Source organism: Amycolatopsis camponoti, from assembly GCF_902497555.1.
Taxonomy (GTDB): domain Bacteria; phylum Actinomycetota; class Actinomycetes; order Mycobacteriales; family Pseudonocardiaceae; genus Amycolatopsis; species Amycolatopsis camponoti.
On sequence record NZ_CABVGP010000003.1, the window covers coordinates 93,103 to 119,762 of the forward strand.

Sequence of the window (26,660 nt, forward strand, 5' to 3'; positions counted from 1 at the left end):
GCTGCCACCTTTCGCGCCTGTCGGGTCGCAGCTCGGGTGGCGCTACCAGGCGCGTGAGCTGCGGCTTTCCGGCCATCTGGCCATGTTGTGACTGATGCAACTCTGCCCGGTCTCGATTTGACTGTAGCTGCTGGTCCGACGCATGATGACGACACCTCTGGAACAAGTGTTCGAGCAGGTTGTGACGGTGTGGCTACCGCCTTCCCCGCGGTGCTCGTGGCGCGTGTGGGAGTACGTGGTGTCCAGATTCAACGGCGGTGCGGGACGAAGCTGGCGGGAGCTGGAACGGATCGCCTCCGGCCGGGCCCCGGCGGTGCAGGGCGACGGCGGGGACTCGCCGGCCTGGAGCCGGAAGCGCGACGGCTACCATGCGCCGGCGGACGTGCCGGTGCGGCGCAGCCGCGACGACGGCGCGGGCGAGCTGCGGCGCCCCTACGCCGAGCTGCACGCCCACAGCTACTTCAGCTTCCTCGACGGCGTGAGCGCGCCCGAAGCTCTGGTCGAGGAGGCCGCCCGGCTCGGGCTCGACGCGATCATGCTCACCGACCACGACGGCATGTACGGCGCCGTCCGCTTCAGCGTTGCTGCGCGCGAACTCGGGATCCGCGCCGGGTACGGCGCCGAGCTAAGCCTCGGGCTGTCCGCCCCACAGGCCGGCGTCCCGGATCCCGAAGGGACGCACCTGCTGGTGCTCGCGCGCGACATCGAGGGCTACCGCCGGGTGTGCCGGGTGATCTCCCACGCTCAGCTCGCGGGAGAGGAGAAGGGCCGCCCGGTCTACGACCTGGATGAGGTCGTCGACGAGCTGGCCGGGCACGTGCAGGTGCTGACCGGCTGCCGCAAGGGCGCCGTCCGCCAGGCCCTCGTCCAGCGCGGCCCGGCCGCGGCCGCCGACGAACTCGCGCTGCTGGTCAACCGGTTCGGGCACCGCAACGTCGCGGTGGAGCTGATCGACCACCGCCAGCCGCTCGACTCCACGCATAACGACCACCTCGCCGCGATGGCCCGCGAGTTGAAGCTGCCGACGGTGGTGTCGAACAACGTGCACTACACGGGCCCGGACGACGCGTGGCACGCCGACGCCGTCGCCGCGATCCGCGCGCGGCGGTCGGCCGAGGAGCTGGAAGGGTGGCTGCCGGCGGCCGGGACCGCGTACCTGCGCTCGGGGCAGGAGCAGCTGCGCGCGTTCGAGCGCCGCTACCCGGGCGCGGTCGCCCGCGCCGCCGTGCTCGGGGTCGAGTGCAGCTTCGACCTCGCGCTGGTCGCGCCGAAGCTGCCGCCGTTTCCGGTGCCGGACGGCCATGCCGACGAGAACGCGTACTTGCGCCACCTCGTGATGGAGGGCGCGCCCGCCCGCTACGGCACGCCGGCCGACGCGCCGGAGGCCTACGAACAACTCGAGCGCGAGCTGAAGGTCATCGCCGACCTCGACTTCCCGGGCTACTTCCTGGTGGTGTGGGACATCGTCCGCTTCTGCCACGACCGCGGGATCCTCGCCCAGGGCCGCGGTTCGGCGGCGAACAGCGCGGTGTGCTTCGCGTTGAGGATCTGCAATGCCGACCCGGTCAGGTGGGGCTTGTTGTTCGAGCGGTTCTTGGCGCCGGAGCGGGACGGGCCGCCGGATATCGACGTCGACATCGAGTCCGACCGTCGGGAGGAGGCGATCCAGTACGTCTACGAACGGCACGGCAGGCTGCACGCCGCGCAGGTCGCCAACGTCATCACCTACCGCGCGCGCTCGGCGGTCCGGGACGCGGCGAAGGCGCTCGGGCACAGCCCCGGCCAGCAGGACGCCTTCGCCAAGGCCATCGACCGGTGGCGCACAGTCGCCGACGCCGACAACCCGGGCGAGCGCGGGCACGGCGTCCCCGACGACGTCCGCGAACTGGCCGCGCGGCTGGAGGACTCCCCGCGCCACCTCGGGGTGCACTCCGGCGGGATGGTCATCGCCCACACCCCGGTCTCGGAGATCGTCCCGGTCGAGTGGGCCCGCGCCGAAGGCCGCACCGTCCTGCAGTGGGACAAGGACGACTGCGCCGAAATCGGGCTGGTCAAGTTCGACCTGCTCGGCCTCGGGATGCTCTCCGCGCTGCGCTACTCCATCGACCTCGTCGCCGAGCACCACGGCCGCCGGGTCGACCTCGGCGAGCTAGACCTGGCCGACAAGGCGGTCTACGACATGCTGTGCGACGCCGACGCGATCGGGGTGTTCCAGGTCGAGTCCCGCGCCCAGCTCGGCACGCTGCCCCGGCTCCGGCCCCGCAAGTTCTACGACCTGGTCGTCGAGGTCGCGCTGATCCGTCCCGGGCCGATCCAGGGTGGATCAGTGCACCCCTACATCCGGCGCCGGCGCGGCGAGGAGACCTGGCGCCACGCCCACCCGCTGCTGGCCGACAGCCTGGACCGCACGCTCGGTGTGCCCTTGTTCCAGGAGCAGGTCATGCAGATGGCCCGCGACGTCGCCTCGTTCACCGCGGCCGAAGCCGACCAGCTGCGCCGCGCGATGGGCTCGAAACGCTCGGACGCGAAGATGTTCGCGTTGATGAGCAGGTTCTTCGCCGGCTGCGCGGCCAACGGCATCGACCGCCCGCTCGCCGAGCGAATCTTCGAGCAGATCCACGCGTTCTCCGGCTACGGCTTCCCCGAAGCCCACTCGATGTCCTTCGCGCTGCTGGTCTACGCCTCGGCGTGGTTCAAGCGGTACTACCCGGCGGCGTTCTGCGCCGGGCTGCTGCGCGCGCAGCCGATGGGCTTCTACTCCCCGCAGTCCCTGGTCGCCGACGCCCGCCGGCACGGCGTCCTCACCCGCGAACCGAACATCAACGCCAGCCTCGTGCACGCCACGCTCGAACCCGACGCAGCGTCGACGGGCGGGGTGGCGCTGCGGCTCGGGCTGGCCGGGATCCGCCAAGTCAGCACCGACGTCGCCGAGACGATCGTCGCCGAGCGCGAGGCCAACGGCCCGTACGGCAGCATCGGCGAGCTGCCCGAACGGGTGCAGCTCAAGCAGCCCGTGGCCGAGGCTCTGGCCACCAGCGGCGCGTTCACCGCGCTCGGCCCGGACCGCCGGCAGGCGCTCTGGGCCGCCGGGGCGGCCGCGCGGACACGGGCCGGGCACCTGCCCGGCATCGCCACCGGCGTCGACGCGCCCGCACTGCCGGGCATGACGGCCCTGGAGATCGCCGCCGCCGACGTGTGGGCCACCGGCATCACCCCCGACCGGCACCCCGTCGAGTTCGTGCGCGAACACCTCGACGAGCTCGGCGTCGTCCCGGCCGCCCGCGTGCTCGACGTCGCCGACCGCAGCCGCATCCGCGTCGGCGGCGCGGTCACCCACAAGCAACGCCCCGCGACCGCCGGCGGGATCACCTTCCTCAACCTCGAAGACGAGACCGGCATGATCAACGTCATCGTCCACCCCAGTACCTGGACAAAATTCCGACAAATCCTGGCCACCAGCTCGGCGCTGGTGATCCGCGGCCAGGCCCAGGTCACCCAGGGCACCGCGTCGGTAGTCGCCGACCAGATCACCCCGCTGGACCTGCGCGCCCTCGCCAGCAAGTCCCGTGACTTCCGCTGACCCGGCTGACCGCCGTGACGGTGCAGGGGCGGGTGCCGCGCGGGCCGGGCGTTACCTCGACGTCCCGCTGTGGTCGTGGGTCCGCCCGCCGGACGGTCCGCAAAACCTGCCCCGGCGCTGCCCCGCAGGGCACCAGCTGCAGCCCGGACTGGTGCAGGAAACCCCGAACCAGGACTACCACCTACGCGAGCTCGTGTGCTTGTGGACCCGGTTCGAGCGTGACCGTTGACCACGATGAAGGCTGGCGGGCACAGCCCCGGCACCGACAGCGGACTGCCAGTCCGCCCCGCAGGTGCGCACGCGAGATGCCTGAACCGCAAGCACCACCTGGCGGTGAGCGGGCAGACCGTCAGCTACGACCACTCGCTCGGGCTGCACACCACCAGCTGCAACTCCTGCCTGGAAGCCCACGCGGACCGGGCGACGTGGCTCGAGCTCGATCTCCGCATCGCCCACCAGCCACCGGGGGACCGAGCCGGGCTCATCATCCGGGCCCGGCCACCGAGCCGGCCGGCGGCTATCGGCGACGTCGTTCTCGATCTGCACGGACAGACCGTCGGGATCCTCGGCGTGGCGCTGTGCGGGGTCGACCAGCGCGGCCTCATCACCCGAATCGAGGTCAACCCGTCGTACCGTCTTCGCCGATTCGGGACTGCACTGGTCCTCGCAGCGCTCAACCACCGCCCCGGCTACCGCTGGGCCACCACCGACATCGGCAGGTCAGCCACCGTTCGCGCGTTCTGGTCCGCGCAGCACCTGCCCGAGAACATGCAGCTCAGTGATCCCGTTTACTGCTCGCACATGAAGCAAGTGCAAGGAATTGCTTGAGTAAACAGCCGCGGGTGGGCGCTGATCCACCATCGGGATCCGGTCGAAGGCGATGCCTGCGCGCTCGAGCTCGCCCGCGGTGTCGACCCGGCCGGCTCGACGCCTGATTTGGCGGGAGCGGAGGTAGCGGCAGATCGGCGACGAATGGCGCCGATTCGGCGCTGGAGTCGGGGCGCGGCTCGTGGCGATCCCGCCCGACGTCCGGGCGGGGGTCGGGCTGATCCAGCTGCGGTGGGGGTGCCACGATCTACGATCAGGTCGAGCTGTCGCTGTGTCCGGTCGATCGATGCGGTCTGCTGCTCGGCCTGTACGTCGAGGTCCGACTCCGTCGACGCGGCGTCGGCCGCGTCCTGGCCCACGCGGCGGCCGCCCGAGGAACCGGGTTCGCCTGGAGCGCGAATCGACCGGAGGAACCCGGTGCAGCCGCGTTCTGGGCGAAGATCGCGACGCCGCGATCGCCGGCTAGCCCGTGCTCGCACCAGGAAGCCGCCGGGCTGCACATCGCACTCCGCAGGCAGAAATGGTGTTAACGCCGGCTAGCAAAAGCTCTGCCAGCCCGGTCCCGGATCTCCAGCAGCGGCAGGTTCATCAGCCCGCCGCGGTACACCATGCTCAGCCGGATCGAATGCGCGTCCACCGTACACCGCCCCTTCGAACCGCGCGTTGCCGCCGAACTTCGCCTCGTCGAACCGCGCGTTGCCACCAAACTTCGCCCCCTCGAACAAGGCGTCGCCGCCGAACTCCGCCCCGCCGAACGCCGCCCCCGGCAACCAAGCGTCGCCACCGAACTCCGCACCGCCGAACTCTGGCTGGTCGAATCGGTCGTCGCCGCCGAACCCGCCCCACGGAACCGTGCGTCGCCGCCAAACTTCACCCCTTCAAACCGGGCGTAGCCGCCGAACGCCGCCTCGTCGAACCCTGCGTCGGCACGCACACTGTCCTGTTCGACCAGCACCGCACCGGGTGGGACCTGCTCACCCACGGCCTCCCGGCCAACTCGCTCGCGTCGCCCGGACAGCGCACTTGCACAATGTCGACACCGGACACCGACTGACGGAACTCGGCCGCTCGAAGCGCCCGGCGCCATGAGTCCCCCAGCGCTCGCCGAGCAGAACAGCTAGAGCACCGGGTGACAATTTCAGCTGGAACGCAACCGGCGGACGAGTAGGACGGTGCCGCGTTGAAGGCCGAGTGTCAGTCCCACCAGCACCGGCGAGCCCGTGCTCGCACCGAGAAGCTACCTGGGTGTGCTTCGGACTCCGTACGCCGATGTGGTGGCGACAGTCGTCGCCGCGGAGCTGACGCCGACGGCTGGTCAGGCTGGCATTGCCCGGCTTGCAGCGGTCACTACCAGCGGCCACGCCTCCAAGCTCTGGTTGCTCTTGTCGATGACGGTGATCGGTTGTCCGAAGGCCATGTTCTGCGGGAGCGCGTGGCCCGGGGCGCTGACGGTGCGCTTATGCACGCGGGGCGAGGTGAACAGGGCCAGCGCACCACCGACAACGTTGGTGACGTTGCGGACCGGGTCGCTTTCGATCAGGCGCAGCTGGTTGATGACCAGCTGACTGGAGAAGGCCCGGCCGCCGCCGTTCACGACGCCGACGTCGATGTGGACCCGCAGCTGAAGCTGGTCGGTGTGCCGCGTGTTGCTGGTCTCCAGCGCCCGCTGGGTGCGCATCGCCAACGACGCGACGAAGCCGGGAGCCCACGCGTCCAGCGGAAGCAGCACAAGCAGGGCGTCACCGGCCGGGACGACGCCGGCGGGGCTGGGAATGACATCCGCGACGATCTCCTCGAGGCGGTCGCGGGCACACTCGCGCTGGCGCTTGGAGCGCTGGCTCAGGCGGGCGATGTCGAAGGCGATCAGGATCATCTCGGGGTGCGTGACGACCGCTGCGCTGGTCGTGTCCGGCTCTGCCGCCGCTATCTCGCTCAGCATCGCGAGCATGTCGTCGATGGTGTCGAGACCCAGCTGGAGCCGGCCGGCCAGCGACCGGCGGGCCTGATGCAGGCTGACGCGGGCGCTGTTGGGGGTGATGCCCAGCTGATCCGCGATCGCGCTGGGCGACAGCCCGCCGTAAACGGCGTAGTTCAGCACCTCACGCTGCCGGGGTGGCAGCGTCCGGATCGTGTTCTCCACGATCGAGTGCTGAGAAACCTCTGGCTGGGGGTCGGCGATGATCGCCGCGGCGCGGCCGCGAGTGTCCCACTCTGTGCCCTGGACTAGGCGCCAAGCGTGGTCTCGCGCCCAAGCCACCTGCTTGGGCGCGATCTCGACCAGGGCGGCCACCTCATGCACTTTCCACCCGGCGGCCAGCAGCTGGACAACCTCCAGCTCGGTCTCGGACAACCCGGCTTTGAGATGATCCAGAAGCCCACTAAACGCGGCCGGGTCCGAGACCGGGTGGGTGATCGGCCGTCCGGCGACCTCGTCGAGGTCCTGGCTCAGCCCCGCCGACAGCTCGCGGGGGGTGGACACGCGCATAAGGTGCCGCTTGGCGACCGACGTGAGCCAGGCCACGACCTGCACCGGGTCGCCGATGGTGTCTGCCCTGCGGCTCAGCTCGAAGTATGCGACCAGGAGGGCGTCTTCGATGCCGTCCTCAGGCCAGCCGAGCCGCCGCAGGTTCGCAGCGATCACGCGGCGCGTATGGCTCATGATCTGCTCAAGCGCTGACGGGTCCGTAGGAACACTCGTCACGAGGTGGCCAACGGTCTCCCGGAACGCCCGCCAGGTGGTGCCGGCTTTGGGAGAGGCCGGCACCACCGACGGAGCGTGAGCGCCGAGCAGACCGGGCTGCTCAGGCGCCATGGGCCGCTGCGGTGGAGCTCGCCCCGCCCTGGGGGAGGGCGGTGTAGCCGATCAGCAACGCGATGAGCCCGGTGATCTCGGTGACCGACCAGCGGGCGATCATCCCGATGAAAACGATCAGCAGCCACGGGATCGCTCGGACGATGTCCCGCCACGGCGACGGCTCCGAGCCGCCTCCCGGCGTGGGGAGCGCGGCGATGAAGCCGGGTAGGGTGAAGCGGCGGCCCTGAGGGCCGTCCGAGTTGTCGGGCACAGCATCTCCTTGTTGATGGTGTTCACGCTCCGCCACCCCTGCACTCCGGCCAGAAGTCGACATGACGAACCGCGTTTGGTGACTCTGAGTTTCCTCAGCCGCTCGCGGGGAAGGCAACAAGATCCCCCACAAGCTAATGGGTGGCAAGGATCACAAGCGGTTGACGCACCCGCGGAAGGTGATCATTGATGCTTGTTTCCCCTGCTGAGAGACACCTCCGAGCGGAGGGTCGATTGACCCCTCCAGCCGAGGCGGAACTCTCGCATGTGGTTCACATCACATGGGACTAATGGTGCAAGCTCATCCCGCGACGCACTACTGGACGCACGGGGTTTCGGGTAGCGAGACTTCTGTGCAACGGGTCACTCCCGTTGATGGTGGTCCCGCCGCTCCTGCACTCCGGCCAGAGACGCATTCGAGGCGGCGGGACCGAGCTTCCCCGGCTGGGCCCGGCCGATGTGCCAGGCCCAGCCGCAGGGCATTTCCAAGTTAGAACTCGTCGTCGCGGATCATGCCGCGCAGCCGGGTCAGCGCGCGATGCTGCGTGACTCGCACGTTGCCCGCGGAGATGCCGAGCGCTTCGGCGGTCTCCTGCGCCGAGAAGCCGACCGCGATGCGCAGGGTCAGGATCTCCTGCTGGACCCGCGGCAGCGAGGCGAGCAGGCGGCCGAGGCGGGCGCCGAGGTCGAGGTGCAGCGCGTGGGTCTCGGGTTCGTTGCCTGCGACGAGCGGACGGTCCGGGAGCTCGGGGACGGGCTCGGAGCGGTCGCGGGCGACGGCGCGGCGGGCGTCGGCGACCTTGTTGGCGGCGACCGCGTGGACGAGGTAAAGGAACGAGCCACCGCGGTCCTGATAGTCCGGCAGCGCCTTCAGCACGGCCAGGCACACCTCCTGGGCCACGTCGTCGGCCGACAGGTAGGAGAGGTCGCGGCCACCCATCCGCGCGCGGCAGTAGCGGACTACCACGGGCTCGATCATCTGGAGCAGGCAGTGGATCGCAGCCGGGTTGCCCTCACCGGCGTCCTTCACTACCGGATCGAGGTCCTCCTTGGCGAGGCGCCCGCTGGGCCGGGGTCGCGACTCCAGCGTGGCGTACCGCTCGTTGATGTACTGCTCGCTGTGACCGGTTGTGCGGGCCGTGCCGGGGGAGGGCTCGGTCCGGTGTGCGCGATCCAGCACGGCCGCCACCGCATCGGGCGAGACCTTCGCGGCCAGCTGGCGCGCGCCGCGGGTGCCTACCGAGGACCGGTTCACCAGTGCTTCCGCGTGTTCCCGGGAAATCACCGCTGCACTCGATTCAGGCATGCAGGTCTCCTTCGCGCTGCAATTCCTTGATGTAGGAGCGGTAGGCGGCGCGAACGCCGCGCACCGCCTTGAGTGTGTAAGTCGCGGTCTCGCTGTTGATCAGCTCGACGATGGCGGGGACGTCGTAGCCGAGAACCAGGTAGTTCAGCACGACGCGGGCCACATCCGGTGGCACTCCCAGCTTGCCCAGCTTCCCGAGCTTGCCGGTCAGCGCGACGTCGATGTCCATCTTGGCGAGGGCGACGCGCTCGGCCGATGGGACGCTGGCTTCGTGCCAGTCGAACCCGGACACGAACACGTCACGCTCGGCGCGTCGGCGCGTGCTCAGCTGCTTGCGACAGGAGTTGGCGAAGCACAGCACGCACGAGCCGAGGAAGTAGGTGGACAGCCGGGCGCCCCGGTCCGGGCGCCAGCCGTCATCCTGCAGGGCACGTTCCTGGAACAGCCGAACCCCTGCGCCGACTGTTTCGTACGCCAGCTCGATCTGCTCGTCCCGGGCGAACTCCGGTCGCGGCGGCCGTACCGGTCGGCCCTTCTCGGTGGCCCGGCGGTAGATCTCCCCCGTGCTGATCCAGGCGCCGATGACTCCGACGCCGTAGCCGGCAAGACGGTTCTCCAGCTCCGACCACACCAGCCCGTCGAAGCCGTCGGCTTCCAGCGCGCATTGCAGCTCCAGGTCGGGAACCGACATTCGCCGCGCCGGGCCTTGCCCCATCCACAGCTCATCGGCCGGCGCGGGGCCGTCCGGCAGCACCAGGTCGAGCAACTCCTCCAGCTCTGCGCGACGGCGAGTCTCCGCCACGGGCGCTACCTGCCGCAGTGGCGGCAGGCCCCGCCCGCGAGGCGCCCTTTCGAGCGCATGATCTTTCTCGAACGTCATAGAAGTTGCTCTCCGGTGGATGAGCGGTGACATGGCGGCTACCGGCGCCCGCGAAGACCTCGGTAAACCCGGACGTCAGCTTTATAGGTGCGCTCGAACGCACGCCAGCCCATCACGTTACTCTTTCGTTATATTCTACTTGTAACAACCGAACGCAAGCCTGATGTAGTCACTTCTAGCGACTGGCCCCGCTGGAGGGGTTTCAGAGCTTAAGTGCGTACCGCGTCACAATCCGTGATCATCGCTTGTGAGCGGTCGTCGGCTTTCGTGCCAGCGTCGAGCCATGACGTCGACTTCTAAACCCGTGGGGTACGGCATGAGGATGATGTCGGCGGGCCACGTCAACAGTGCGAGCGCGACGATGTCATCGGTCGGGAGCGCATCCTTGGAAGCGGCGGGATCCGCTGGGGACCTTGACCGGAGTGCTCGGCGACGGCGTGGGCGTCGATCCGTTCCGGCGAGGCTCGCTACAGCCAGGACTGGGAGGCTAGCCGGGCAGCCGTTCGCGGCATGCCACGCCGGTGTTCTGGTCAGTCGCCGATCTAGCGGTGGCCACGTCGTCCTCCTGCAGGGCGAGCTTGCCCCCTGAAGGGGAGGCGGGTCGATGCACCCGGCCGCGACGCCATCGGGGTTGTCCGGTCCGGACACCGACGCGGGCAGGCTTCCTGCCGCCAGCGCAGCTGGAACCAGCGCAGCTGGAACGGGGCGATCGGGCTGCGCTGACTCCTCGATGACGATCGCGCGGGCAGGCCTTTGATCTTCGTGCAGCCGAGGTCACTGAGTGATCGCACCGGCTATTTCAAGTTGCGGTGTGGGCATCGCGATCGCGATGGTCTTGTCGTCGTGCCGTTTCGCACGCGGCAGGTTCACCCCCGCAGGGTCGTCCCGAGCCTCCCAGTTCTCGCATCGACGCAGGATCTGTTCGAGGACCTCAGGATCAACGGATGCCAGCTGCGGCCAGTCGTCCAGGTGAAGGTGCTGCATAGGCCTGTACGCGCCATCGGTGGCCAAACCGACCCACGGAACGTCGATTGTTCGGAAGCGGTGAACGAGGGCGTTCCGGGCTGCAGCAGGCTCCGCCTCAGCGATCCAGTATCCCCCCGGCCGGTTGCGACAAGCGGCCTGCTGCGTCTGCAGCTCGCGCAGGATAGCTCGGTGAGCCGCGTCGAACCCGAAGCCACGGGCGAGGCGCCGCCGGTACCGCCTGCTTGGCTCAAGATCGAGCAGGCTCAGTCGCCTGTCCGTAATTTCCGCCTCGGGCAGCACGACGAGGTTGTCACCCAGCAGCAACAGATCGAGCCAACCGTCGTGCTCACGCAGAATCGTTACCGTGCTCGAGGGCGACTTGCCTGGGCAAAGATCCAGGCGTGCCGCGACGTCGTGGATTGCCTCCTCAAGGACCTCGACAAGATCTGCCCCGGGCGCGTGGACGAGGTGGTCTTTCAGTTGTGCGCCGAGCTCCGCGGCATAGACCGCCGGAGGAACTGGCACCGGCACGAACGCCGAGGCCCCGTCGAGCATGATTACCCCGTTGGCCATGGTGACGATCTTGTCGTCGCTAGTGTGGATTGCAGGAAGCTGAGCGGATGCTGTCTCCACGTGGCTCACCACATGAAGGGGCCGGCGAGGAGCTCGCTGGCAGTGACGTGCCGGTCGTTGACGAAGCAACGAATCACCATCGAGCAGGACGCGTCACCGGTCATGGCGAACAGCGCTGCGAGATTGTTGGCCAGGAAATGAGCGGCACCGAGCGAGCCAATCGTGTGAATCCCGGCGATGTGCACGACCACTCGCCCGTCCCGGATTTGCCTTGCAAGATAGGCAATGTCGCCAGATTGCGGCGCGGGTTCATCCGCCGGAGAGCCGTGCCGAACACTGCTGCCTGCCTCCTCGATCCACCAGCGAGATCCGGACTGGACCATGCGCAGCGCCGGGCCGGCGTCGAGCAGATGCGCACCGACTGGTGCCGACTTCGGTCCACACACGACAACGGCGTCGCCGTCAGGGAGCGCTGCCTGCTCGGGTTCGATCTGACGACGGGTGACAACGAAGGACAAGGAGTGGAGCAGCTCGGCCAACTGGCCGGCGGCCTCGGCGTCTTCGGCTGCAATCAGAGGCCTTTCCCGATCGGTGGTTTGATAGCGGAACGGGACGCTGATACTGACCGGGCCATGGCCATAGAAGAGGCGTTCGGCAACCGGTGCTGTCTTCATCAGCTGTGAGAGCCGACTCTTGGTCAGCCCGACTTCCGGGGCGATGTCCTTGTCCTTCATGTCGAGGTCGGTTCGAGCGCACTCGATCGCGTGTCGGCGGATGCGGGCAAGCTCAGCGGCCAACTGGTTGTAGTACGTCAGCAATTCGGTCGCACGGCGCCCACGGCGCAGCGGATCCGGGTCACTACGCAGCTCATCGAACTCGCGGTCGATACTCACCCAGCGAGTTTAGACCCCTTGACTAGCTCGCTCACCGACGCCTAGCATCTGGTTGACACCCCTAAACCAAGCAGTTGAGACACACGAGAATCGAGTTGAGGGGTATCAACCGTAGCGAAGGGACCCGGATGACACGAGCAGGACGACTGCGCCACGCGCACCTGACCGCACCGCCCACCAAAGCGCCTTCTACTCCATGACCGTTTATGACAACTGGCGTCGTCCGCTCGACGACATCCACTAGACGCACAATCGTGCAGGTCAGGCAATCCGACGAGGCTGGGCTGCCCGTATCGACCAGCCGACGACGGAGACCTTCCGACCACGGACGAGCGGCGGAGTCGAGGGAGAGTCAAGTCGGCACACAGAAGACCGCAGACCACGGCGTCGCAATACATGCAGCCGCCTGCCGACTCGCATCCTCAGCCCCCAGCGAGTTCGATCGCGAAAGGAGCCCATTTGATGACCGCAATCCTGACTGCATCCAGGAACTCCCTGTCCGATCTCGTCACCCGTATGAAGCGTGTGAACCACCGGCTCGATCACGAGGCCAAGTTGATCGCCGATCTGCGGCGATCAAGCTTGACCCCTGCATGCTTCGTGCCGGGCATCGAGCACCACGCCGCCGCAGCGATCATCCGCGCCGGCCTGCCCGCCATCGAACACCACCGCCGCCCGCTGCAGCCGCGCATCGACGAGCACCTGTTCCTCGACGTCGCTGCCCGGACAGGAGTGCGAATCCTGGCCTGCTGGGACGACCGTGCGCACCGCGTGCGGATGCAAGTCGCCGAGGTCGGCGAACCGGACCTGTGGGACCGCATCGTCGTCCTCTTCACCCAGTGGGAGATGAATGGCCGTCCGGTTCCGGTCACAACCAGGACGCATGGATCGGCCTCGTGACTCTCGCAACCGAGGTCCCGACGGGCACGCCAGCGGGCGGTTCGCCCGCGCCGCCGCACGCGACAGCTGTGGTCCGTGCATTCACCACCATTCCGCCCGGCGGCTACCAGCACCCAGTGTTGGCGGCTGCTGCGGCGCTAGCCGCCGAATCCCGGTTACGCGCCAGCGACTATCGGATCGTCTGCGATCCCCGGGCCGACGATCCGATAGTCGCTTCGGCCGCGCGGACTGTGCGTTCCCGGGACGCCGAGTGCGCTGTGCTGGTCGACCGGATAGACCGGTGGGCCGCCACGAAACTCGCCGAAGGCCGCGCAGGGGTGCTGCACACCGAGTCGCTCGGGCAGCTCATCAACCGGATGGTGACGGTCTGGATGCGCGGCCAACTCTTGGCCGACACCTGCACCTCCGCGACCGACGCGCAGGTGCGGGTCGCCTCGGCGCAGCTGGGTGAGCTGGGCCGCGCCTACGACGACCTGATCACCGACCTGAGGTTGGGGCGGCGCCGTCTTCCGGAGCTGCAGACGCCTACCGGGCCACAGGGAATGGCGTGAACCTCGATGGAGGGGGCGAACATCCGGCCGATGGCCGGAGTGATGGTCGCGGCGGACAGCCCGGCCGGGCGAGCTGCCGAGGCGATCAACGAGCTGACACGGCACCTGCCGGAACCCGATGCACCTGCGGTCTGTCCGACGTGCGCGGGCCGGTTCTGGCCCTGCACGTACTTCCACGACGCCGCCCATCGCTTGCACACCGCACGGCTGCGAGTCGGCGACGTGGTCCCGCTGGAATTGCACCCTCGCTTGTGGCCGCAGGGCGCAAATTCTGCGTCGCCCGGGACGAATGCATGGCCATCCAACTCCCCTGACTAGGAGACCGACCGTGGATGAAGTTCTGAGCTCAGCCTTGCAGAGCGCAGTGTGCGGGCGGCTGGATTACCTCGACCGGCTCTGCCACGAGGGCGATGAGCAGTCCAAGGCCGCGCTCGCCAACACCGAGATCACCCGCTTGACTGAGGCGTGGCGGAGCCTGCTGGCCGCACACCAGCCGGACAAGCGCGGCCGGTGCCCGGAGTGCTCGGGCCGCCGCCAGCCCCGGCGCCATCCCTGTTCCGTGTGGACCATCGCCCACCAGCACTTGCTCGCAGCCGACAGTCCGTCCGCGACCCGAAACTTAGACGTGCCACTGTCACCGGTCGGTCGGCCGTCGCGACGCTGGAAGCTTCGTGACCCGGGGCACACCGCATCCCCCACTCGTGGCGCACCCCAGCTTTCCGAGCGCGCAGGCCGCAAAACTGTCACCCCTCTTTGAGAGAGTAACCACGTGAACACACTCCGACACGACGACGCTAGCGCCGCGACGTTCCGCGATGCTCTGGTTGACACGCTTCTCGCCAACAAGATGATCACCTCGCCGCTGGTGGAGCGAGCCTTCCGCACGGTCCCCCGGCACCTGTTTGTCGTCGAGGGCACACCGCTGGAAGTCACCTATAACGTCGACAACTCGGTCGCGATCAAGCGCGACCCGGACGGCGTGGTCATCTCCTCGACCAGCGCGGCCTACATCCAGGCCCGAATGATCGAGCAGGCCGCCCTCGGTCCGGGCATGAGCGTGCTGGAGATCGGATCCGGTGGCTTTAATGCCGCTCTGCTGGCCGAGATCGTCGGTCCGCAGGGGCGGGTGGTCAGCGTGGACATCGACGCGGAGGTCACCGACCGCGCCCGCGACCTGCTGAAGCAGACCGGATACAGCGACCGGGTCGACGTGGTGCTCGCAGACGCGGAGAACCCGCTGCTGGGGCTGGACGAACCGTTCGACGCGATCCTGGTGACGGTCGGGGCCTGGGACCTGGCGCCAGCGTGGCTGGAACACCTATCCGCGGGCGGCACGATCGTCGTTCCATTGCGGATGAACGGGATCACCCGCGTCATCGGCTTTCGCCGAGAGCGCGACCACCTGGTGAGCACGTCGTCCGAGGTCGCCGGGTTCGTCGCGATGCAAGGCGAGGGCGCCCGCGACGAGCGAGTCTTCCTGCTACCTGACCGCAACGGTCACCACGTCAAGCTGCGCTTCGAAGGAGAGGTGCCGGACGCGGTGAACCTGCTGGACGGAGTGCTGGCGACCGAACGCACCGAGGCATGGTCCGGTGTCACGATCAAGCACGGCGTGTCCTTCGCCGACCTGCACTTGTGGCTCGCGGTGTCTCTGCCCGGCTTCTGCAAGCTGGCCGTGGACGAAGGCACCGACCTGGCCGCCGAACGCAAGGGCTGGTTCCCCTTCGGCATGGTGCACGGTGACTCGTTCGCCTACCTGGCTGTCCGCCCCATTCCCGAAGGCGGCGAAGCGGAGTTCGGCGCACGTGCCTACGGCGCGCACGGTGAGGCTGCTGCCGCCGCGATGGTCAACCAGATCCAGGCGTGGAATCGCCAGGCCCGCGCCGTCGAGCCGACCTTCACCTACTGGCCAAACGGCGCCGACCGTCCCGAATTCGGCAAGGACACGGCCGTGATGGTCAAAACGCACGGTGTGGCCACGATCTCCTGGTCACCGGCGGCCGACGCCACTCGGTGACCAGGTCGCCCTGCACAACCCGAGAAGTGAAGGAGTGAATCGAATGTCGGCAGCACTGGTACTTGAGCACGTTGAGTCCCCGGACTCCTCGGCCGGCCCCGTGGATGACGCGGAGTTCGAGCTGGACCTGCGCGTGGTGGAGTCCACCACGAAGCTCGTGATCACGATGTGCGACACGAGCGACGGCTGCGGCAGCACCTGCAGCACCAGCGCGTGCACCACGTTTTCCAACGACCCGTACTGATCCACCCCCTGCCGTCGGCGTCCGGGTCTGGCCCGGGCGCCGACGGCAAAGGGTGCCCTTGATCGTGACCAGGTGAGGAAAGCCGACCGCCATGACCGTGTCCCCGCGTTACCAGCATGCCGGCATCCTCCTGGCCCGCGTCACCACAGACCCCGGTGACCTCGACCCACCGACCCAGCTGAATCCGGCCGACGCAGCCGCGGTCGAGCAGGAAGGCCGCGCGTGGCTGGCGAAAGTGTGGGCGCGCCCGGAGGTGCGAGACGCGGTGGCGCTGGCTAGCCCCGTCCTCGGCGCCCGCGTCGACCGCATCGTCAGCGACGGCGCCATCGGGGGCACGGTAAAGGAGTTACGTCGTGCCGTGGTGTCTGTGGCGTCCTACTTGTTGCGCTGGCAGCGGCGGTCGACGCCGTTCGGCCTGTTCGCTGGCGTCGGCATTGTCGACATCGGTCCCGCGAGGTCCGCCGTAGGCACGCGGCATCGGGCCGTGGCACGGGTGGACGGCGACTGGCTCACCGCGCTGATCGACCGGCTCGAACGGCATCCCGCCCTGCGCCGGCGTCTGACGGTTGTGGTGGACGACGCGCGGATCGTGCGCGATGAACGGGTGATCGTGCATCGCCGGGCCGGGGTCGGTGCCGCTACACCCGGGCCGCTGCGGGAGTCCTCGGTGCGACTCACCCGCCCGGTGCGGTTCGCGCTGGCCGCGGCCGGTGCGCCGACCCGCTTCGACACCCTCGCCGATCGTATGACCGGCGAGTTCCCGTCCGCGTCGCCCGGCAAGATCGACGCCTTGCTGCACGGCCTGGTCAACGCCGGCGCCCTGATCACGAGCCTGCGGCCGCCGATGACCAGCGTCGACACCGTGTCCCACCTGATCGATGCCTTGCGCGCGGCCGAAGCGGACACTCTCGACGACGTCGCCGCGGTCCTGCGTGACCTCGATGCGCTCAACGTCGACCTCGCCCGGCACAACCGCGTTGAGGACCCTGATCAGGTACGGGACATCCGCGTGGCGATCGCGATCCGAATGCGTGCCCTAGTCCCCGATGCCCGCGATGTACTGGCCGTTGACGTGCGCCTCGACGCGGCGATCACCCTGCCCGCGCGGGTGCTCTACGAGGCCACGCAGGCCGCCACCGTGCTGCTGCAGACCACGACACAGCCGTTCGGGACGGCCGCATGGCTGGACTACCAGGCCCGCTTCCTCGCCCGCTACGGTCCCGGCGCGCTCGTACCGGTGCGGGACCTGATCGCCGAGTCCGGCCTTGGCTACCCGGCAGGCTACCTCGGCGCACCCCGAGCCCGGCCCGCGTGGCGTGCGCTGACCGACCGCGACGCCGCCCTCCTCGCGCTGATCCAGCAGGCCACCCTGTCCGGAGCGCAGGAGATCGAACTGACCGACAGCGACGTCGAGGCCCTGACCGTCGGGGAGCACGCCGACACCAATCCGCCTCAACGGATCGAATTGGGCGTCGCCGTCCATGCCACATCGACGGCGGCGATTGACCGCGGCGAGTTCCAGTTGCAGGTCATGGCCGCGCCCCGCGCGTACACCAGCATGGCCGGCCGATTCGCCGACCTGCTCGACGACGTCGACCAGGCCCGGCTGGTCGCGACCTACAGTGCACCACAGTCTCCGTCGCATCAGGACGTTCCGGCCACGGCGGCCATGAACGTGGTGGCCGTGCAGCTGTCGTTCCCGCCGCGCCGACCGCACAACGAGAACGTGGCGCGGGTGCCGCCACAGCTGGACAACGTCGTGTCGCTGTCGGAGCATCCCGATCCGATGCGCCCTGACCTGACCGCCATCGGGGTGGACGACTTGGCGGTCACTGCCGACGCCGAGCAGCTGTATCTGGTGCAGCTCTCCACCGGTCGGCGGGTGGTACCTCGGATTCCGCACGCGCTGGACACCTCGGTGCAGAGCCCGCCGCTGGCCCGGTTCCTCGCCGAGGTCGCCGACGCGCGCAGCGCGGTGTTTCGCGGCTTCGATCTCGGCGCCGCCCGGGTTCTGCCCTACGTTCCTCGCATCCGCTACCGCCGCTCGGTCCTGGCCGCCGGTCGCTGGCTCCTCTCCGACACCGACCTGGCCGTGCGTCCCGTTGCGGCAGATGATGACGAGGCGTTGCGGGCGTGGCGGCAGCGATGGCGGGTACCGGCCCGGGTGGTGCTTGTCCACGGCGAGCTCCGCCTGCCCGTAGACCTCGACCTGGCCCTCGACCGCGCGCTGCTGCGTTCCCGCCTGGCGCGAGCGGGCCGGGTCGAATTGCACGAAGACGGCCCGCCGGACGGGCAAGGGTGGATCGGGCGACCGGCAGAGCTGCTGATCCCGATGACCGCTATCGCTCCGCCAGACCGGCCCTTACCCGCCACCGCCGCTTCCGGTGCCGTCCTGCAGCCCGGTGACTCCGCCCTGGTGCACGCGCAGATCGTCGGCAACCCGGCACGCTTCGACGAGATCCTCACCGCGCACCTGCCCCGGTTCGCCGCCGAACTCCACGACGCCGGTGACTCGAACAGCCTGGTCGCGTCGTGGTGGGTGCGACGGCACCGCGACATGATCCGGCCCGAGGCCGACCAGCATCTCGCGGTGTTCTTGCGCCTGACCGATCCGCGGCACTACGGCGCCGTCGCTGCGCGGCTGGCCGCGTTCGCGGCCGACCTCGATTCCCGCGGGCTTCCCGGCCAGCTCACGCTCGCCCCCGCGCCGCAGCACCCCGCCCGCTACGGCGACGGCCCCGCGCGCACCGCCGCGGAGCAGGTCTTCGCCGCCGACACCGCAGCCGCTGTCGCTCAGCTCAGCGCGGCGCAGGTGTCCGGGATTCCCGCCCAAGCGCTGGCAGCGACGTCAATGGCGCACCTGGCCAGGACCTTCGCACCTGACTCACAGACCGGGTACCGGGCACTGCTGGGATGCCTACCGCAGGAGCAAGGGCCGCTGGACCGTGAGCTGCGCGACCACGCGCTCACGCTGGCCGACCCTGACCAGCAATACCGCGCGGTTCGTGCGATGTCGGGTGGCGACGTGGTCGGCACCGCCTGGCGGGCTCGCGACACCGCGCTGCACGCCTACCACGACGCCCTTGTCCAGCAGGGGCGAGAGCCTGGCGGAGTGCTGCGGACGTTGCTGCACGAGCACCACGTCCGCGCCGTCGGCGTCGATCCGACGTTTGAGAAGGACACCGGCCGACTTGCCCGCGTCGTCGCCCTGCGTCTGCTCGCCCTGGCCGGTGCCCGGTGACGCACGAACCGAACCGGAGCTCGGACGATGGGGTGACGTTGACCCTTGACGAGGTGGCCGGTCAGTCTCTGGCCCGCGGCGCGGTCGCGGAGGCGCTGCTGCACGTCGAACGCGCCTGGATCGGCACCGGCAGCTGGACCATGGCGCAGGCCCACGTCCGCCGGGTGGCGGCGGGGCCGGTCGACGCCGCCGACCACACCGGCCTGTACTACGGGGCGCCCGCGGTCGCGTTCCTGCTGCACGCCGCCGCCAGCCGCCACCCCAGCTACCACGCGGCCAGCCAAACGATGGACGAGCACGTGCTGCGGCTGACCCGCCGGCGGCTGGCCACCGCCGCCACCCGCATCGACCGCAGCCAAGCCGCAACGTTCGCTGAATACGACCTGTTCTACGGTCTCACCGGCATCGGCGCTCTGCTGCTGCGCCGTCACCCTGACAGCGACGAGCTGGCCGGGATTCTGCGGTACGTGGTCACTCTGGTCACGCGGCCTCGCCACGAGGACGGCGTCGCGCTGCCGGGCTGGTGGGTGGCTCACGACCCGGACGAGATCCTGCCGACTCCTGGCGGTCACGCGAACTTCGGCATGGCCCACGGTGCAGCAGGGTTGTTGTCATTGATTGCCCTGGCCACTTTGCGCTGCCGCGTGGTCGACGGCCAGCACTACGCGATCGCCGCACTCACTCAGTGGTTCGATCGGTGGCGCCAGGACGGACCGGAAGGACCGTGGTGGCCGCAATGGATCACCCGCGATGAGCTGCGCACGGGCCGCCCGGTCCTTAACGGTTCTGGTCGGGCCTCCTGGTGCTACGGGACGGTCGGCATCGCCCGCGCCCAGCAGCTGGCCGCCTTGGCCACTGGCGACACTCAGCGTCAGGAAGCCGCCGAGAACGCCCTGGCCGCGAGCCTGACCGACACCCAGCTCGACCGGATCACCGAGCCGGGTCTGTGCCACGGCATCGCCGGGGTGTTCCAGACGTCCTTCCGCGCCTGCCTTGACGCCCGCAGTCCTGCCCTCGCCCGACGGCTTCCGGCGCTCGCCGAACGAATCGCCAGGCACACGCGGTCGCTTGGCGACGAGGCGAACGGACTGCTCACTGGACGCGCCGGCGTGGACCTGGCACTCGAGACCGCGCGGCACAGCACGCCGCCTCACACAGGATGGGACGCATGCCTGCTGATCACCTAGCCACCCCGCCCCAGACGACCCCGCCCACCGGCCTCAACGCAGCCGTGCTGGCGGTGCTCGCGGGTGCCGACCCAGCCGCCGTCGCCACCCGCCACGCGCTGGGTCTGGCCGACCTCGACGACGCTGTAGCGACCTACCAGGCCGCCGGACTCGCATCGTTGGAAAAACGAGCTGACGACGCTTGGTACCAGGTGCGTGTCCAGTTCACCGACTGGTCGGCCGCTGAGACGGCCGGCGCGACGACTCTCGGCCCGGCCCTCGACCGGCTCCGCGCCGACGGCGCGACGGCCGGCTGGTGGTTTCTGCGCAAACACCCCTGCTGGCGGCTGCGCCTGCTGCGCGCGGACGCCGCGGCCGTCGACAGTGCGCTCGACGAACTGACCAGCAGCGGCGTCCTTGCTCGCTGGTGGCCGACGATGTACGAGCCGGAGACCGCCGCCTTTGGCGGCCCCACCGCCATGGACAGCGTTCACGACCTCTTCTGCGCAGACAGTGCAGGCGTGCTCGACTATCTGCGCCAGGACACGCCCGGCCTCGGCCGCCGGGAACTGTCCATCCTGCTTCTAAGCGGACTGATGCGTACCGCCGGGCTCGACGCTTTCGAGTGCGGTGACGTCTTCGACCGAGTCGCACGGCTGCGCCCCGCACCTTCCGAAGCCGACGCCGCGCGCACCGACACGCTGGCGGACAACGTGCGTGTGCTCCTGTCGATCCCCGACCTGGCCGACAGCGCGTTGTTCGCCCCCGATGGGCCGGGAGCGCACGCCGAGCCATGGCTCGCTGCGTTGTGCGCCGCTAGCGGACGGCTCGGTCATGCGGCCGCCGCCGGGCACTTGGACCGCGGCCTGCGGGCCATCATCAGTCACGTGGTGATCTTCCATTGGAACCGCTTCGGCCTCTCCGCCACTAGCCAGGGCATTCTCGCCCGCGCGGCGGCCACAGCGCTCCTGCCCCGGAACTAATCATCAATCCGACGCCAAACGCGTCCACGTTGACCGCCGTGATCTTCGCCTTTCCGCTGTTAAAGGCCCCGCCCCGTCTGCCCCTTCCTACCGCTCGAATCACGCAGATCGCCGACATCGCGCACGCCGCCGGGCAGCAACCTGCTCAGCGGTTGACCGTCGGCATCGACCTGCTCGTCGACCGCCACACATTGCTCGGCAGGACCAATTTCGGCCGCTGGTTCGGCCAGTCCGCGAAACCAAACTCTGATGGGCAAACCTCTGAGCCGCGCGGGTTAGCCAGACGCTGCTCATTCACCAGGCGGATGACCACGTCTATGCGGCACCATGGGTGCCTATGGCAGCCAGTCAACCTACTCTCATCGCTACGTCCATGGGGCTGAACCGCGCACGCGAGCCTTGGGCTCCCGGCCCTGTTTTCGGCTACGCCATCGAACTCGCGCAGCCGGCGAAGACGCCGAAACTGTGCGTAATCACAACGGCTGGCGGCGACCAAGCCGAAACGATCACCCGGTTCGAACAGGCTTTCGCCGAGAATGACGTCGAGCTCTCCGTTCTCGCGCTGTTCGACCGTCCCAGTGTCACGGACGTCTCTGAGCATCTCCGCGCTCAGGACGTCGTCTGGTGCGACCGCGGCAGCTTGGTGAATCTGCTCGCGGTGTGGCGCGCGCACGGTCTCGACAAGGTACTACGCGAGTGCTGGGAAGAAGGCGTTGTACTCGGCGGTGAGTCCGCCGGCTCGCTGTGCTGGTTCAGCGCTTCGACCACCGACTCCTTCGGACCAGTGCGCCCGCATCACGACGGGCTCGGGCTCCTGCCATTCGCCAATTCAGTGCATTACGGCGACCGGCGCGAACAGTTCCACGACCTACTCGCCGACGGCAGCATCACCACCGGCTATGCCACTGACGCCGGTGCGGGGCTGCACTTCGAGGGCGCCAAGCTGGTCACGGCGATCAGCGACCGCCCGCGTGCCGGCGCTTACGAGGTTCACCGCGGCCCGGATGGGCGTGTGCACGAAACGCAACTGGAAGTGCGTCGACTCAAACGAGCTTGACGGCACCCAGCGGCATCCGGTGCAGCAACTCGGCGACGTCGTCCCGACGGTGCCACTGCTGCAGCGGCACCAGCGCGCGACGAATTTCCCGCGACGTCGACTGCGACTCGATGGCTTTGGCCTGCTCGAGAGCGTTCATGGCCAGCTGAGCTGCTTGAGTCGGCAAACCGACGTTCGCGTAAGCGTGGGCAAGCTTTCCGGTAGTGATCGCCGCAGTCCGCGGCGAGGCCGCCGACAGTCGGGACAGCCGTGGCTGAAGGACGTCGATTGCCTGCTCACCGCGACCGAGATGGACGGCGCAGGTCGCCTGGAAGATTGCGTAGAGGTCGTCGCCAGGAACGCTTCGCTGGCCCAGTTCGCCAGCACTCTCGTCGTGGCCCGCAGCCAGCAGTTCCATCGCGGTATCCAGCGCGCGGGCACTGGCGTCGGCGTTGTGCGCGATGGCGTGGCCGAACGCGGCCTGCTTGGCCGCCAGGCCGCGGATGCGCGCAGGGACGCCTGGCATGGCCAGCGCGGTCTCGGCGAGTTCGATTGCCCGGCCGCTGTCATCCGCAGCTGTGAGCACCAGCATCGACCGGCGGACGTAGGTGTAGCCGGCTAAGCCGTTCCAACCGCCGATCTGGGCCCATTCACCCGCACGGTCGAGCCAAAACAGCGCATCCTCCGTCCGTCCCGCCTCCTCGTTGAGCCAACTCAGTGACTCTGCGTAGCGACCCTGCAGGGCAAGAAAGGCTCGCCTCAGCGCGCCAGAAGTGCGTCGGCGCAGTAGGTCCAGCACAACGGCGCGCCCGGCCATAGCGTCGATGAGCCGCGTCGGCGCCATCGTGCGGACGGCAATCTGATAGCCCTCGAACGCTGCAGTGTAGTCGGCAAGCAGACCCTGAGTCGGCGTCAGCGCCGAAACAGTCTGCTCGAGCGCGATGGCCGCCGAGCTGCCGAGCAAGCCCACTCCAACGGTGGCCAGGAGCTGCCGTCGCGATACCGCCATCGGCGGACCTCCTCCCGGTAGCTGGACCAACACCAATCCATCCGGTGATACCCGCCCGCCGGTCAGGTGACTCGTGACGTCGCCGTTGTGCAGCAGATCCGTGACCATCGAACCTGTCAGATAGACCTCGTCTAGCGCTATGGCTAACCAGCGCGGCAGCGCGCGTAGGCCTGATTCGATCTTCGACAAGAGCGACTGGTCGCACCCGGCACGCCGGGCCACAAAACCCTGAGTGAGATTCCGGGTTACACGCAGTTGCCGCAGCACCGCACCCAAGGCGGTATCTCCCGGCATCGCGTCTCCTCACATGACTGTTTATGACAACTGTCGACGTCTGCTCGACGACATCCAGTGAAACACACAATCGTGCAGGTCAGGCACTCCGACGAGCCGGGCCACCCACACTGCGCTTACAGCCCGACGACGGAGACCTTCCGAGCACGAGGGAAGACGGCGGAGACAGAGTGACCAACTTCGACAACAACCCTACCGAAATGCCTGTTCCGTACGGCCCCTTAGGAGAGGTCGCCTACGGCTACATGCGAGTTCCATGCAGGATTTCGGACCGCAAGGTCAAGGCGATGGAGGCGCGCATGCGTGCCCTCGCGGATCGACACGGCTGGACGCTGGCTCAAATTTTCTCGGAGTTCAATTGCGGTTCTCACAGTGCGTTCGACGAGCTGCTCACCGCGTTGGAGTCCGCGCCGTCGCGAACGGTTGTCGTGCCGAACCTGCGCCATCTCGCCATCAACCCCTTTTTGCAGGATCAGATGATCCTGCAACTAGAGGGCTGGGATAGTGACCAAGGCCTTGGGGTTCTTGACCTGGAGGAGTACGAGAACGTGGGTTGTCCGGCGACGAAGCTGGGAGACGTCGAGATCCCCAGTGCAAGGAGGGGCAGTCGAGAAAGACGCCTTGCCAGCCATTCGCAGAGCCGCGTCGGCTAGCGACCGCCGGAGTTATACGGCCTTTCGTGAAGATCTTTAAGCATTACATCGAATGTCGGTGCGCCGGGCAAGGGGTTGGACTTCTGGGCCACGCGGTGCCACCCCCAAGCACGGTAGGCGTGCTGGGCAGGATGCGCGTCGGGCAGCACGGTCAGCGTGGCCCGTTGTTCAGGTCGTCCGTCCAGCAGGCGATCGTGCAGCCGCTTGGCGATACCCCGCCGGCGCCAGGGTCGTGACACCAGCAGCTCGACGAGCGCGAACGTCCGGCCAGGCCACTCGGTCACCAGCTCAGTGTCGACGGGCGTCGTCACCGTCGTCCACCACGGAGTGTTCGGCTGCAGCGTGACGCCGAACGCGTAGCCGACGACGTCGCCGCCGGCGCGGGCGACCACGAGATCGAACCCCGGAGCCTGGCGCTGGGCTGCGAAGCGTTCGGCGAACAACTGAGCGTGCTCCTTACCCCAGAAGTAGGGCGGCTCGGCGTACACGCTCGAGTAGATGTCGGTCAACGTGGACTTCAGTCCCGCCGCCTGGTCGGCGACCTGGTCGATCGACGTAGGCGTTTCGCTGGCTGGAGCGGTCACGAAGTCCCTCCCTGGGCGGAGTCCTGAACGTAGGCAGTCAGAGCTTCAACGAAATCGGAGACCTCCGCAACGGCCCCGTAGTCCTTGTTCAGTGGACCGGCCAGACCAATCAACCACTTCGTCACCACGGTAGACCGCATCTCACTGGCCTGCCGCAGAGCACTGATTCCGATCCGGGCTGCCTCCGCTGGCTCATGCTGAGCGAGTCGGATTCGACCCAGCCGGAGTTCATCCAGGATCCGGCTGCGCAGGTAGATTCCTCCGCGGGCGTCGATGGTGTTGGCGACATGCTGCTCAGCCTGAGCGGCGTAGGTGGTCGAGAGCGCGTGCCGCCGTTCTGCCAGCGCCAGCTCGGTGAAGGCATTGGCCGCCAGGCACTCAGCCTCGGCGCGATTGAGGTAGTGAACCCAATCCGGCTTGTCCGATGACGCGTTGTCGAACGTGTCGAGGCAGGCGTCGATCGCGCGCCGCGCTGATGAGGCCTCCGCGGGCCCGAGCTGCGCGCAGGCTCGCGCCTCGAGCCCGAACAGCTCCGATCGGACCAGCGCGTTCCCGTTGCGCGGCAGGGTCGCGACCGCCGTACGCACCAGCGACAGGCTTTCGTCGTACCACCCCAGTGCCGTCGACATCTGCGTCATGTCGCCGATGATCTTGGCTCCGAGGTCGGCGGCGCCCGCGTGCCGGCACGCGTCGAGCGCGAGGAGGTAATAGCGCTGGGCCAGCCCGAAAGCGCCAGTGTCGTAGGTCATCCAGCCGGCCAGCTGCGCCAGCTCGGCGACCACCTGCAGCAATCGCCGGTGCGTCGCTGGGGATGCCGGCTGGCTCGCGGCCTCGGCCACCGCGACCAGCTGACCGACCACCGCCTTGCGGTGTAGCCCGCCGCGGCCGGAGGAATCCCATTGTCGGAAGAAGACCACCGACTGCTCCAAGCCTCCCATCTCCGGGTCGCCGAGCTGATCGGCTTGCACCTGCACGAGCGGGAGCGACGCCGTCCACCGGCGGACCTGCTGGACGAGCTGCTCACCCGCCAGCAGCGACAGCCCCACGAGAACCGACCGCCTGGTCGCCATGTCCCTCGCCGCGAATTCCTCGATCGTGCGCACCGTGTCGTCAAGCGAGGCGTCGAACTCGCCTCCCGGCACCTCCAGACTTACGTCGGCAGGCAGCGCGCTGTCAACGGTAGTAACCGACGCCTTTGACAGCGCGGTCGCCTGCCGATGCTCACGCACTCCTTGCGCGAAACGCTCCTGCCCGTCCTCTCCGGCTCTGGCCAAGGCCGTGTCGAGGATCGCCTGCGACACGGGTGCCGGCGTGATGGTTTCTCCGCGAGCTTCCCAGCCGCTCACCGTCGTGGCTGCCACGCCAAGTCTGGAAGCGAATTCGCGAAGAGTCATCCGCATCGCGGCGCGCAGGATCGCCGCTTCACGTCCGGTCCAATGCAGCTGGGTCATGTCCAAACCTTCGTCAGATCACTGATAGGTAACGAAGCAGGGTGGCTTGGGTGTAGCACGGCTGTGGCAGCACGTTGTTCCCATGCGACGCCTGGACCACGAAACTAACCCCCGCCACTCATTCGAGGTCATCTCAACACCAAACCTCTGTCAGAAGGAGCACGCACCGTTGCCTACCAACAACCTATTGGGTGAGCGAGGCGGCGGCACGTTCCTTCGTCAGAACACCGTGGCCGTCAACTGCGCGCCAAGGTGTTCTGCGGCATTGCGAGTGGTGGAGGTCGCGGCCCCATCCCCGCCGCGGCCACTGCCTCTGACGAGCGGTACGCGGGGCGGCAGTCGGCTGTAACACGAGCGTTTCGTCCCGTCCGGTCCGCGCTCCTCACGCTCACTCGCAGACCGGCGCGGCTGCCGATCGAACTCCTCCGTTCCCGGTTTCAA

The 26,660-nt window shown here is 68.5% G+C and carries 21 protein-coding genes; 11 read left to right on the forward strand and 10 right to left on the reverse strand.

What is annotated here, in order from left to right; genetic code table 11:
- Positions 1-238: 238 nt before the first annotated feature.
- Positions 239-3,580 (forward strand): error-prone DNA polymerase, encoded by a 3,342-nt coding sequence (locus AA23TX_RS36735; RefSeq protein WP_230862989.1) that lies wholly within the window; start codon positions 239-241, stop codon positions 3,578-3,580.
- Between the two features lie 225 nt (positions 3,581-3,805).
- On the forward strand, positions 3,806-4,408 hold the full coding sequence (locus AA23TX_RS36740) for a hypothetical protein (protein WP_155547609.1): 603 nt from the start codon (positions 3,806-3,808) through the stop codon (positions 4,406-4,408).
- A 536-nt stretch (positions 4,409-4,944) separates the two neighbouring features.
- On the opposite strand, the gene AA23TX_RS51055 is transcribed toward AA23TX_RS36740, so the two are convergent.
- From AA23TX_RS51055 to AA23TX_RS36775, 7 genes are all read right to left on the reverse strand, one after another.
- The gene (locus tag AA23TX_RS51055; protein ID WP_155547610.1) at positions 4,945-5,178 is read right to left on the reverse strand and encodes a pentapeptide repeat-containing protein; all 234 of its coding nucleotides are present in this window, start codon (positions 5,176-5,178) and stop codon (positions 4,945-4,947) included.
- A 545-nt stretch (positions 5,179-5,723) separates the two neighbouring features.
- Positions 5,724-7,220 carry a sigma-70 family RNA polymerase sigma factor gene (locus tag AA23TX_RS36750; protein ID WP_155547611.1) on the reverse strand — a complete coding sequence of 499 codons (1,497 nt, stop codon included), beginning with the start codon at positions 7,218-7,220 and terminating at the stop codon, positions 5,724-5,726.
- On the reverse strand, positions 7,210-7,473 hold the full coding sequence (locus AA23TX_RS36755) for a hypothetical protein (RefSeq protein WP_155547612.1): 264 nt from the start codon (positions 7,471-7,473) through the stop codon (positions 7,210-7,212). Before AA23TX_RS36755 ends, AA23TX_RS36750 begins: the two co-directional genes overlap by 11 nt.
- A 489-nt stretch (positions 7,474-7,962) precedes the next feature.
- Positions 7,963-8,778 carry an RNA polymerase sigma factor ShbA gene (gene shbA, locus AA23TX_RS36760; RefSeq protein ID WP_277875457.1) on the reverse strand — a complete coding sequence of 272 codons (816 nt, stop codon included), beginning with the start codon at positions 8,776-8,778 and terminating at the stop codon, positions 7,963-7,965.
- Entirely contained in the window at positions 8,771-9,658 is an 888-nt protein-coding gene (locus AA23TX_RS36765; protein ID WP_155547613.1) for a hypothetical protein, read from the reverse strand. Before AA23TX_RS36765 ends, shbA begins: the two co-directional genes overlap by 8 nt.
- Positions 9,659-10,432: 774 nt before the next feature.
- Entirely contained in the window at positions 10,433-11,257 is an 825-nt protein-coding gene (locus tag AA23TX_RS36770) for a hypothetical protein (RefSeq protein WP_230862991.1), read from the reverse strand.
- Between the two features lie 5 nt (positions 11,258-11,262).
- On the reverse strand, positions 11,263-12,090 hold the full coding sequence (locus tag AA23TX_RS36775; RefSeq protein ID WP_155547615.1) for a hypothetical protein: 828 nt from the start codon (positions 12,088-12,090) through the stop codon (positions 11,263-11,265).
- 462 nt (positions 12,091-12,552) lie between these two features.
- Here AA23TX_RS36775 and AA23TX_RS49790 point away from each other — a divergent pair, with 462 nt between their 5' ends.
- From AA23TX_RS49790 to AA23TX_RS36810, 8 genes are all read left to right on the forward strand, one after another.
- On the forward strand, positions 12,553-12,990 hold the full coding sequence (locus AA23TX_RS49790; RefSeq protein WP_196425740.1) for a hypothetical protein: 438 nt from the start codon (positions 12,553-12,555) through the stop codon (positions 12,988-12,990).
- Positions 12,987-13,541 (forward strand): DUF4254 domain-containing protein, encoded by a 555-nt coding sequence (locus tag AA23TX_RS49795; RefSeq protein ID WP_196425741.1) that lies wholly within the window; start codon positions 12,987-12,989, stop codon positions 13,539-13,541. The genes AA23TX_RS49790 and AA23TX_RS49795 overlap by 4 nt, the downstream gene beginning before the upstream one ends.
- A gap of 769 nt (positions 13,542-14,310) precedes the next feature.
- On the forward strand, positions 14,311-15,558 hold the full coding sequence (gene fxlM, locus AA23TX_RS36785) for a methyltransferase, FxLD system (protein WP_155547617.1): 1,248 nt from the start codon (positions 14,311-14,313) through the stop codon (positions 15,556-15,558).
- Positions 15,559-15,601: 43 nt separating this feature from the next.
- Complete coding sequence (locus AA23TX_RS36790) at positions 15,602-15,802, forward strand: FxLD family lanthipeptide (protein ID WP_155547618.1); 201 nt, start codon at positions 15,602-15,604, stop codon at positions 15,800-15,802.
- Between the two features lie 91 nt (positions 15,803-15,893).
- The gene (locus AA23TX_RS36795) at positions 15,894-19,043 is read left to right on the forward strand and encodes a lantibiotic dehydratase (protein ID WP_155547619.1); all 3,150 of its coding nucleotides are present in this window, start codon (positions 15,894-15,896) and stop codon (positions 19,041-19,043) included.
- 32 nt (positions 19,044-19,075) lie between these two features.
- A complete protein-coding gene (locus AA23TX_RS36800) occupies positions 19,076-20,230 on the forward strand; it encodes a lanthionine synthetase C family protein (protein ID WP_155547620.1) in 1,155 nt (384 codons plus the stop codon).
- Entirely contained in the window at positions 20,212-21,192 is a 981-nt protein-coding gene (locus AA23TX_RS36805) for a thiopeptide-type bacteriocin biosynthesis protein (RefSeq protein ID WP_155547621.1), read from the forward strand. Before AA23TX_RS36800 ends, AA23TX_RS36805 begins: the two co-directional genes overlap by 19 nt.
- A 373-nt stretch (positions 21,193-21,565) precedes the next feature.
- Positions 21,566-22,249, forward strand: coding sequence for a Type 1 glutamine amidotransferase-like domain-containing protein (locus tag AA23TX_RS36810; RefSeq protein WP_230862992.1), 684 nt, complete (start codon positions 21,566-21,568; stop codon positions 22,247-22,249).
- Here AA23TX_RS36810 and AA23TX_RS36815 read toward each other — a convergent pair.
- Entirely contained in the window at positions 22,236-23,531 is a 1,296-nt protein-coding gene (locus tag AA23TX_RS36815; RefSeq protein WP_155547623.1) for a helix-turn-helix domain-containing protein, read from the reverse strand. The two genes, AA23TX_RS36810 and AA23TX_RS36815, sit on opposite strands and share 14 nt — an antisense overlap.
- Before the next feature lie 170 nt (positions 23,532-23,701).
- On the opposite strand from AA23TX_RS36815, the gene AA23TX_RS36820 reads away from it, so the two are divergent.
- Positions 23,702-24,184 (forward strand): recombinase family protein, encoded by a 483-nt coding sequence (locus AA23TX_RS36820; RefSeq protein WP_155547624.1) that lies wholly within the window; start codon positions 23,702-23,704, stop codon positions 24,182-24,184.
- Here AA23TX_RS36820 and AA23TX_RS36825 read toward each other — a convergent pair.
- Both AA23TX_RS36825 and AA23TX_RS36830 read right to left on the reverse strand, forming a co-directional pair.
- Complete coding sequence (locus AA23TX_RS36825; RefSeq protein WP_230862993.1) at positions 24,181-24,768, reverse strand: GNAT family N-acetyltransferase; 588 nt, start codon at positions 24,766-24,768, stop codon at positions 24,181-24,183. The genes AA23TX_RS36820 and AA23TX_RS36825 overlap by 4 nt on opposite strands.
- Complete coding sequence (locus AA23TX_RS36830; RefSeq protein WP_230862994.1) at positions 24,765-26,219, reverse strand: helix-turn-helix domain-containing protein; 1,455 nt, start codon at positions 26,217-26,219, stop codon at positions 24,765-24,767. Before AA23TX_RS36830 ends, AA23TX_RS36825 begins: the two co-directional genes overlap by 4 nt.
- Between the last annotated feature and the right edge of the window lie 441 nt (positions 26,220-26,660).

What these genes read in the sequence shown, in the direction of transcription:
- AA23TX_RS36750 (WP_155547611.1), bottom strand. Translation starts at nt 7,220, where the DNA reads ATGGCGCCTGAGCAGCCCGGTCTGCTCGGCGCTCACGCTCCGTCGGTG.
- shbA (WP_277875457.1), bottom strand. Translation starts at nt 8,778, where the DNA reads ATGCCTGAATCGAGTGCAGCGGTGATTTCCCGGGAACACGCGGAAGCA.
- AA23TX_RS36765 (WP_155547613.1), bottom strand. Translation starts at nt 9,658, where the DNA reads ATGACGTTCGAGAAAGATCATGCGCTCGAAAGGGCGCCTCGCGGGCGG.
- AA23TX_RS49790 (WP_196425740.1), top strand. Translation starts at nt 12,553, where the DNA reads ATGACCGCAATCCTGACTGCATCCAGGAACTCCCTGTCCGATCTCGTC.
- AA23TX_RS36790 (WP_155547618.1), top strand. Translation starts at nt 15,602, where the DNA reads ATGTCGGCAGCACTGGTACTTGAGCACGTTGAGTCCCCGGACTCCTCG.
- AA23TX_RS36795 (WP_155547619.1), top strand. Translation starts at nt 15,894, where the DNA reads ATGACCGTGTCCCCGCGTTACCAGCATGCCGGCATCCTCCTGGCCCGC.
- AA23TX_RS36805 (WP_155547621.1), top strand. Translation starts at nt 20,212, where the DNA reads ATGCCTGCTGATCACCTAGCCACCCCGCCCCAGACGACCCCGCCCACC.
- AA23TX_RS36810 (WP_230862992.1), top strand. Translation starts at nt 21,566, where the DNA reads ATGGGGCTGAACCGCGCACGCGAGCCTTGGGCTCCCGGCCCTGTTTTC.
- AA23TX_RS36815 (WP_155547623.1), bottom strand. Translation starts at nt 23,531, where the DNA reads ATGCCGGGAGATACCGCCTTGGGTGCGGTGCTGCGGCAACTGCGTGTA.
- AA23TX_RS36830 (WP_230862994.1), bottom strand. Translation starts at nt 26,219, where the DNA reads ATGACCCAGCTGCATTGGACCGGACGTGAAGCGGCGATCCTGCGCGCC.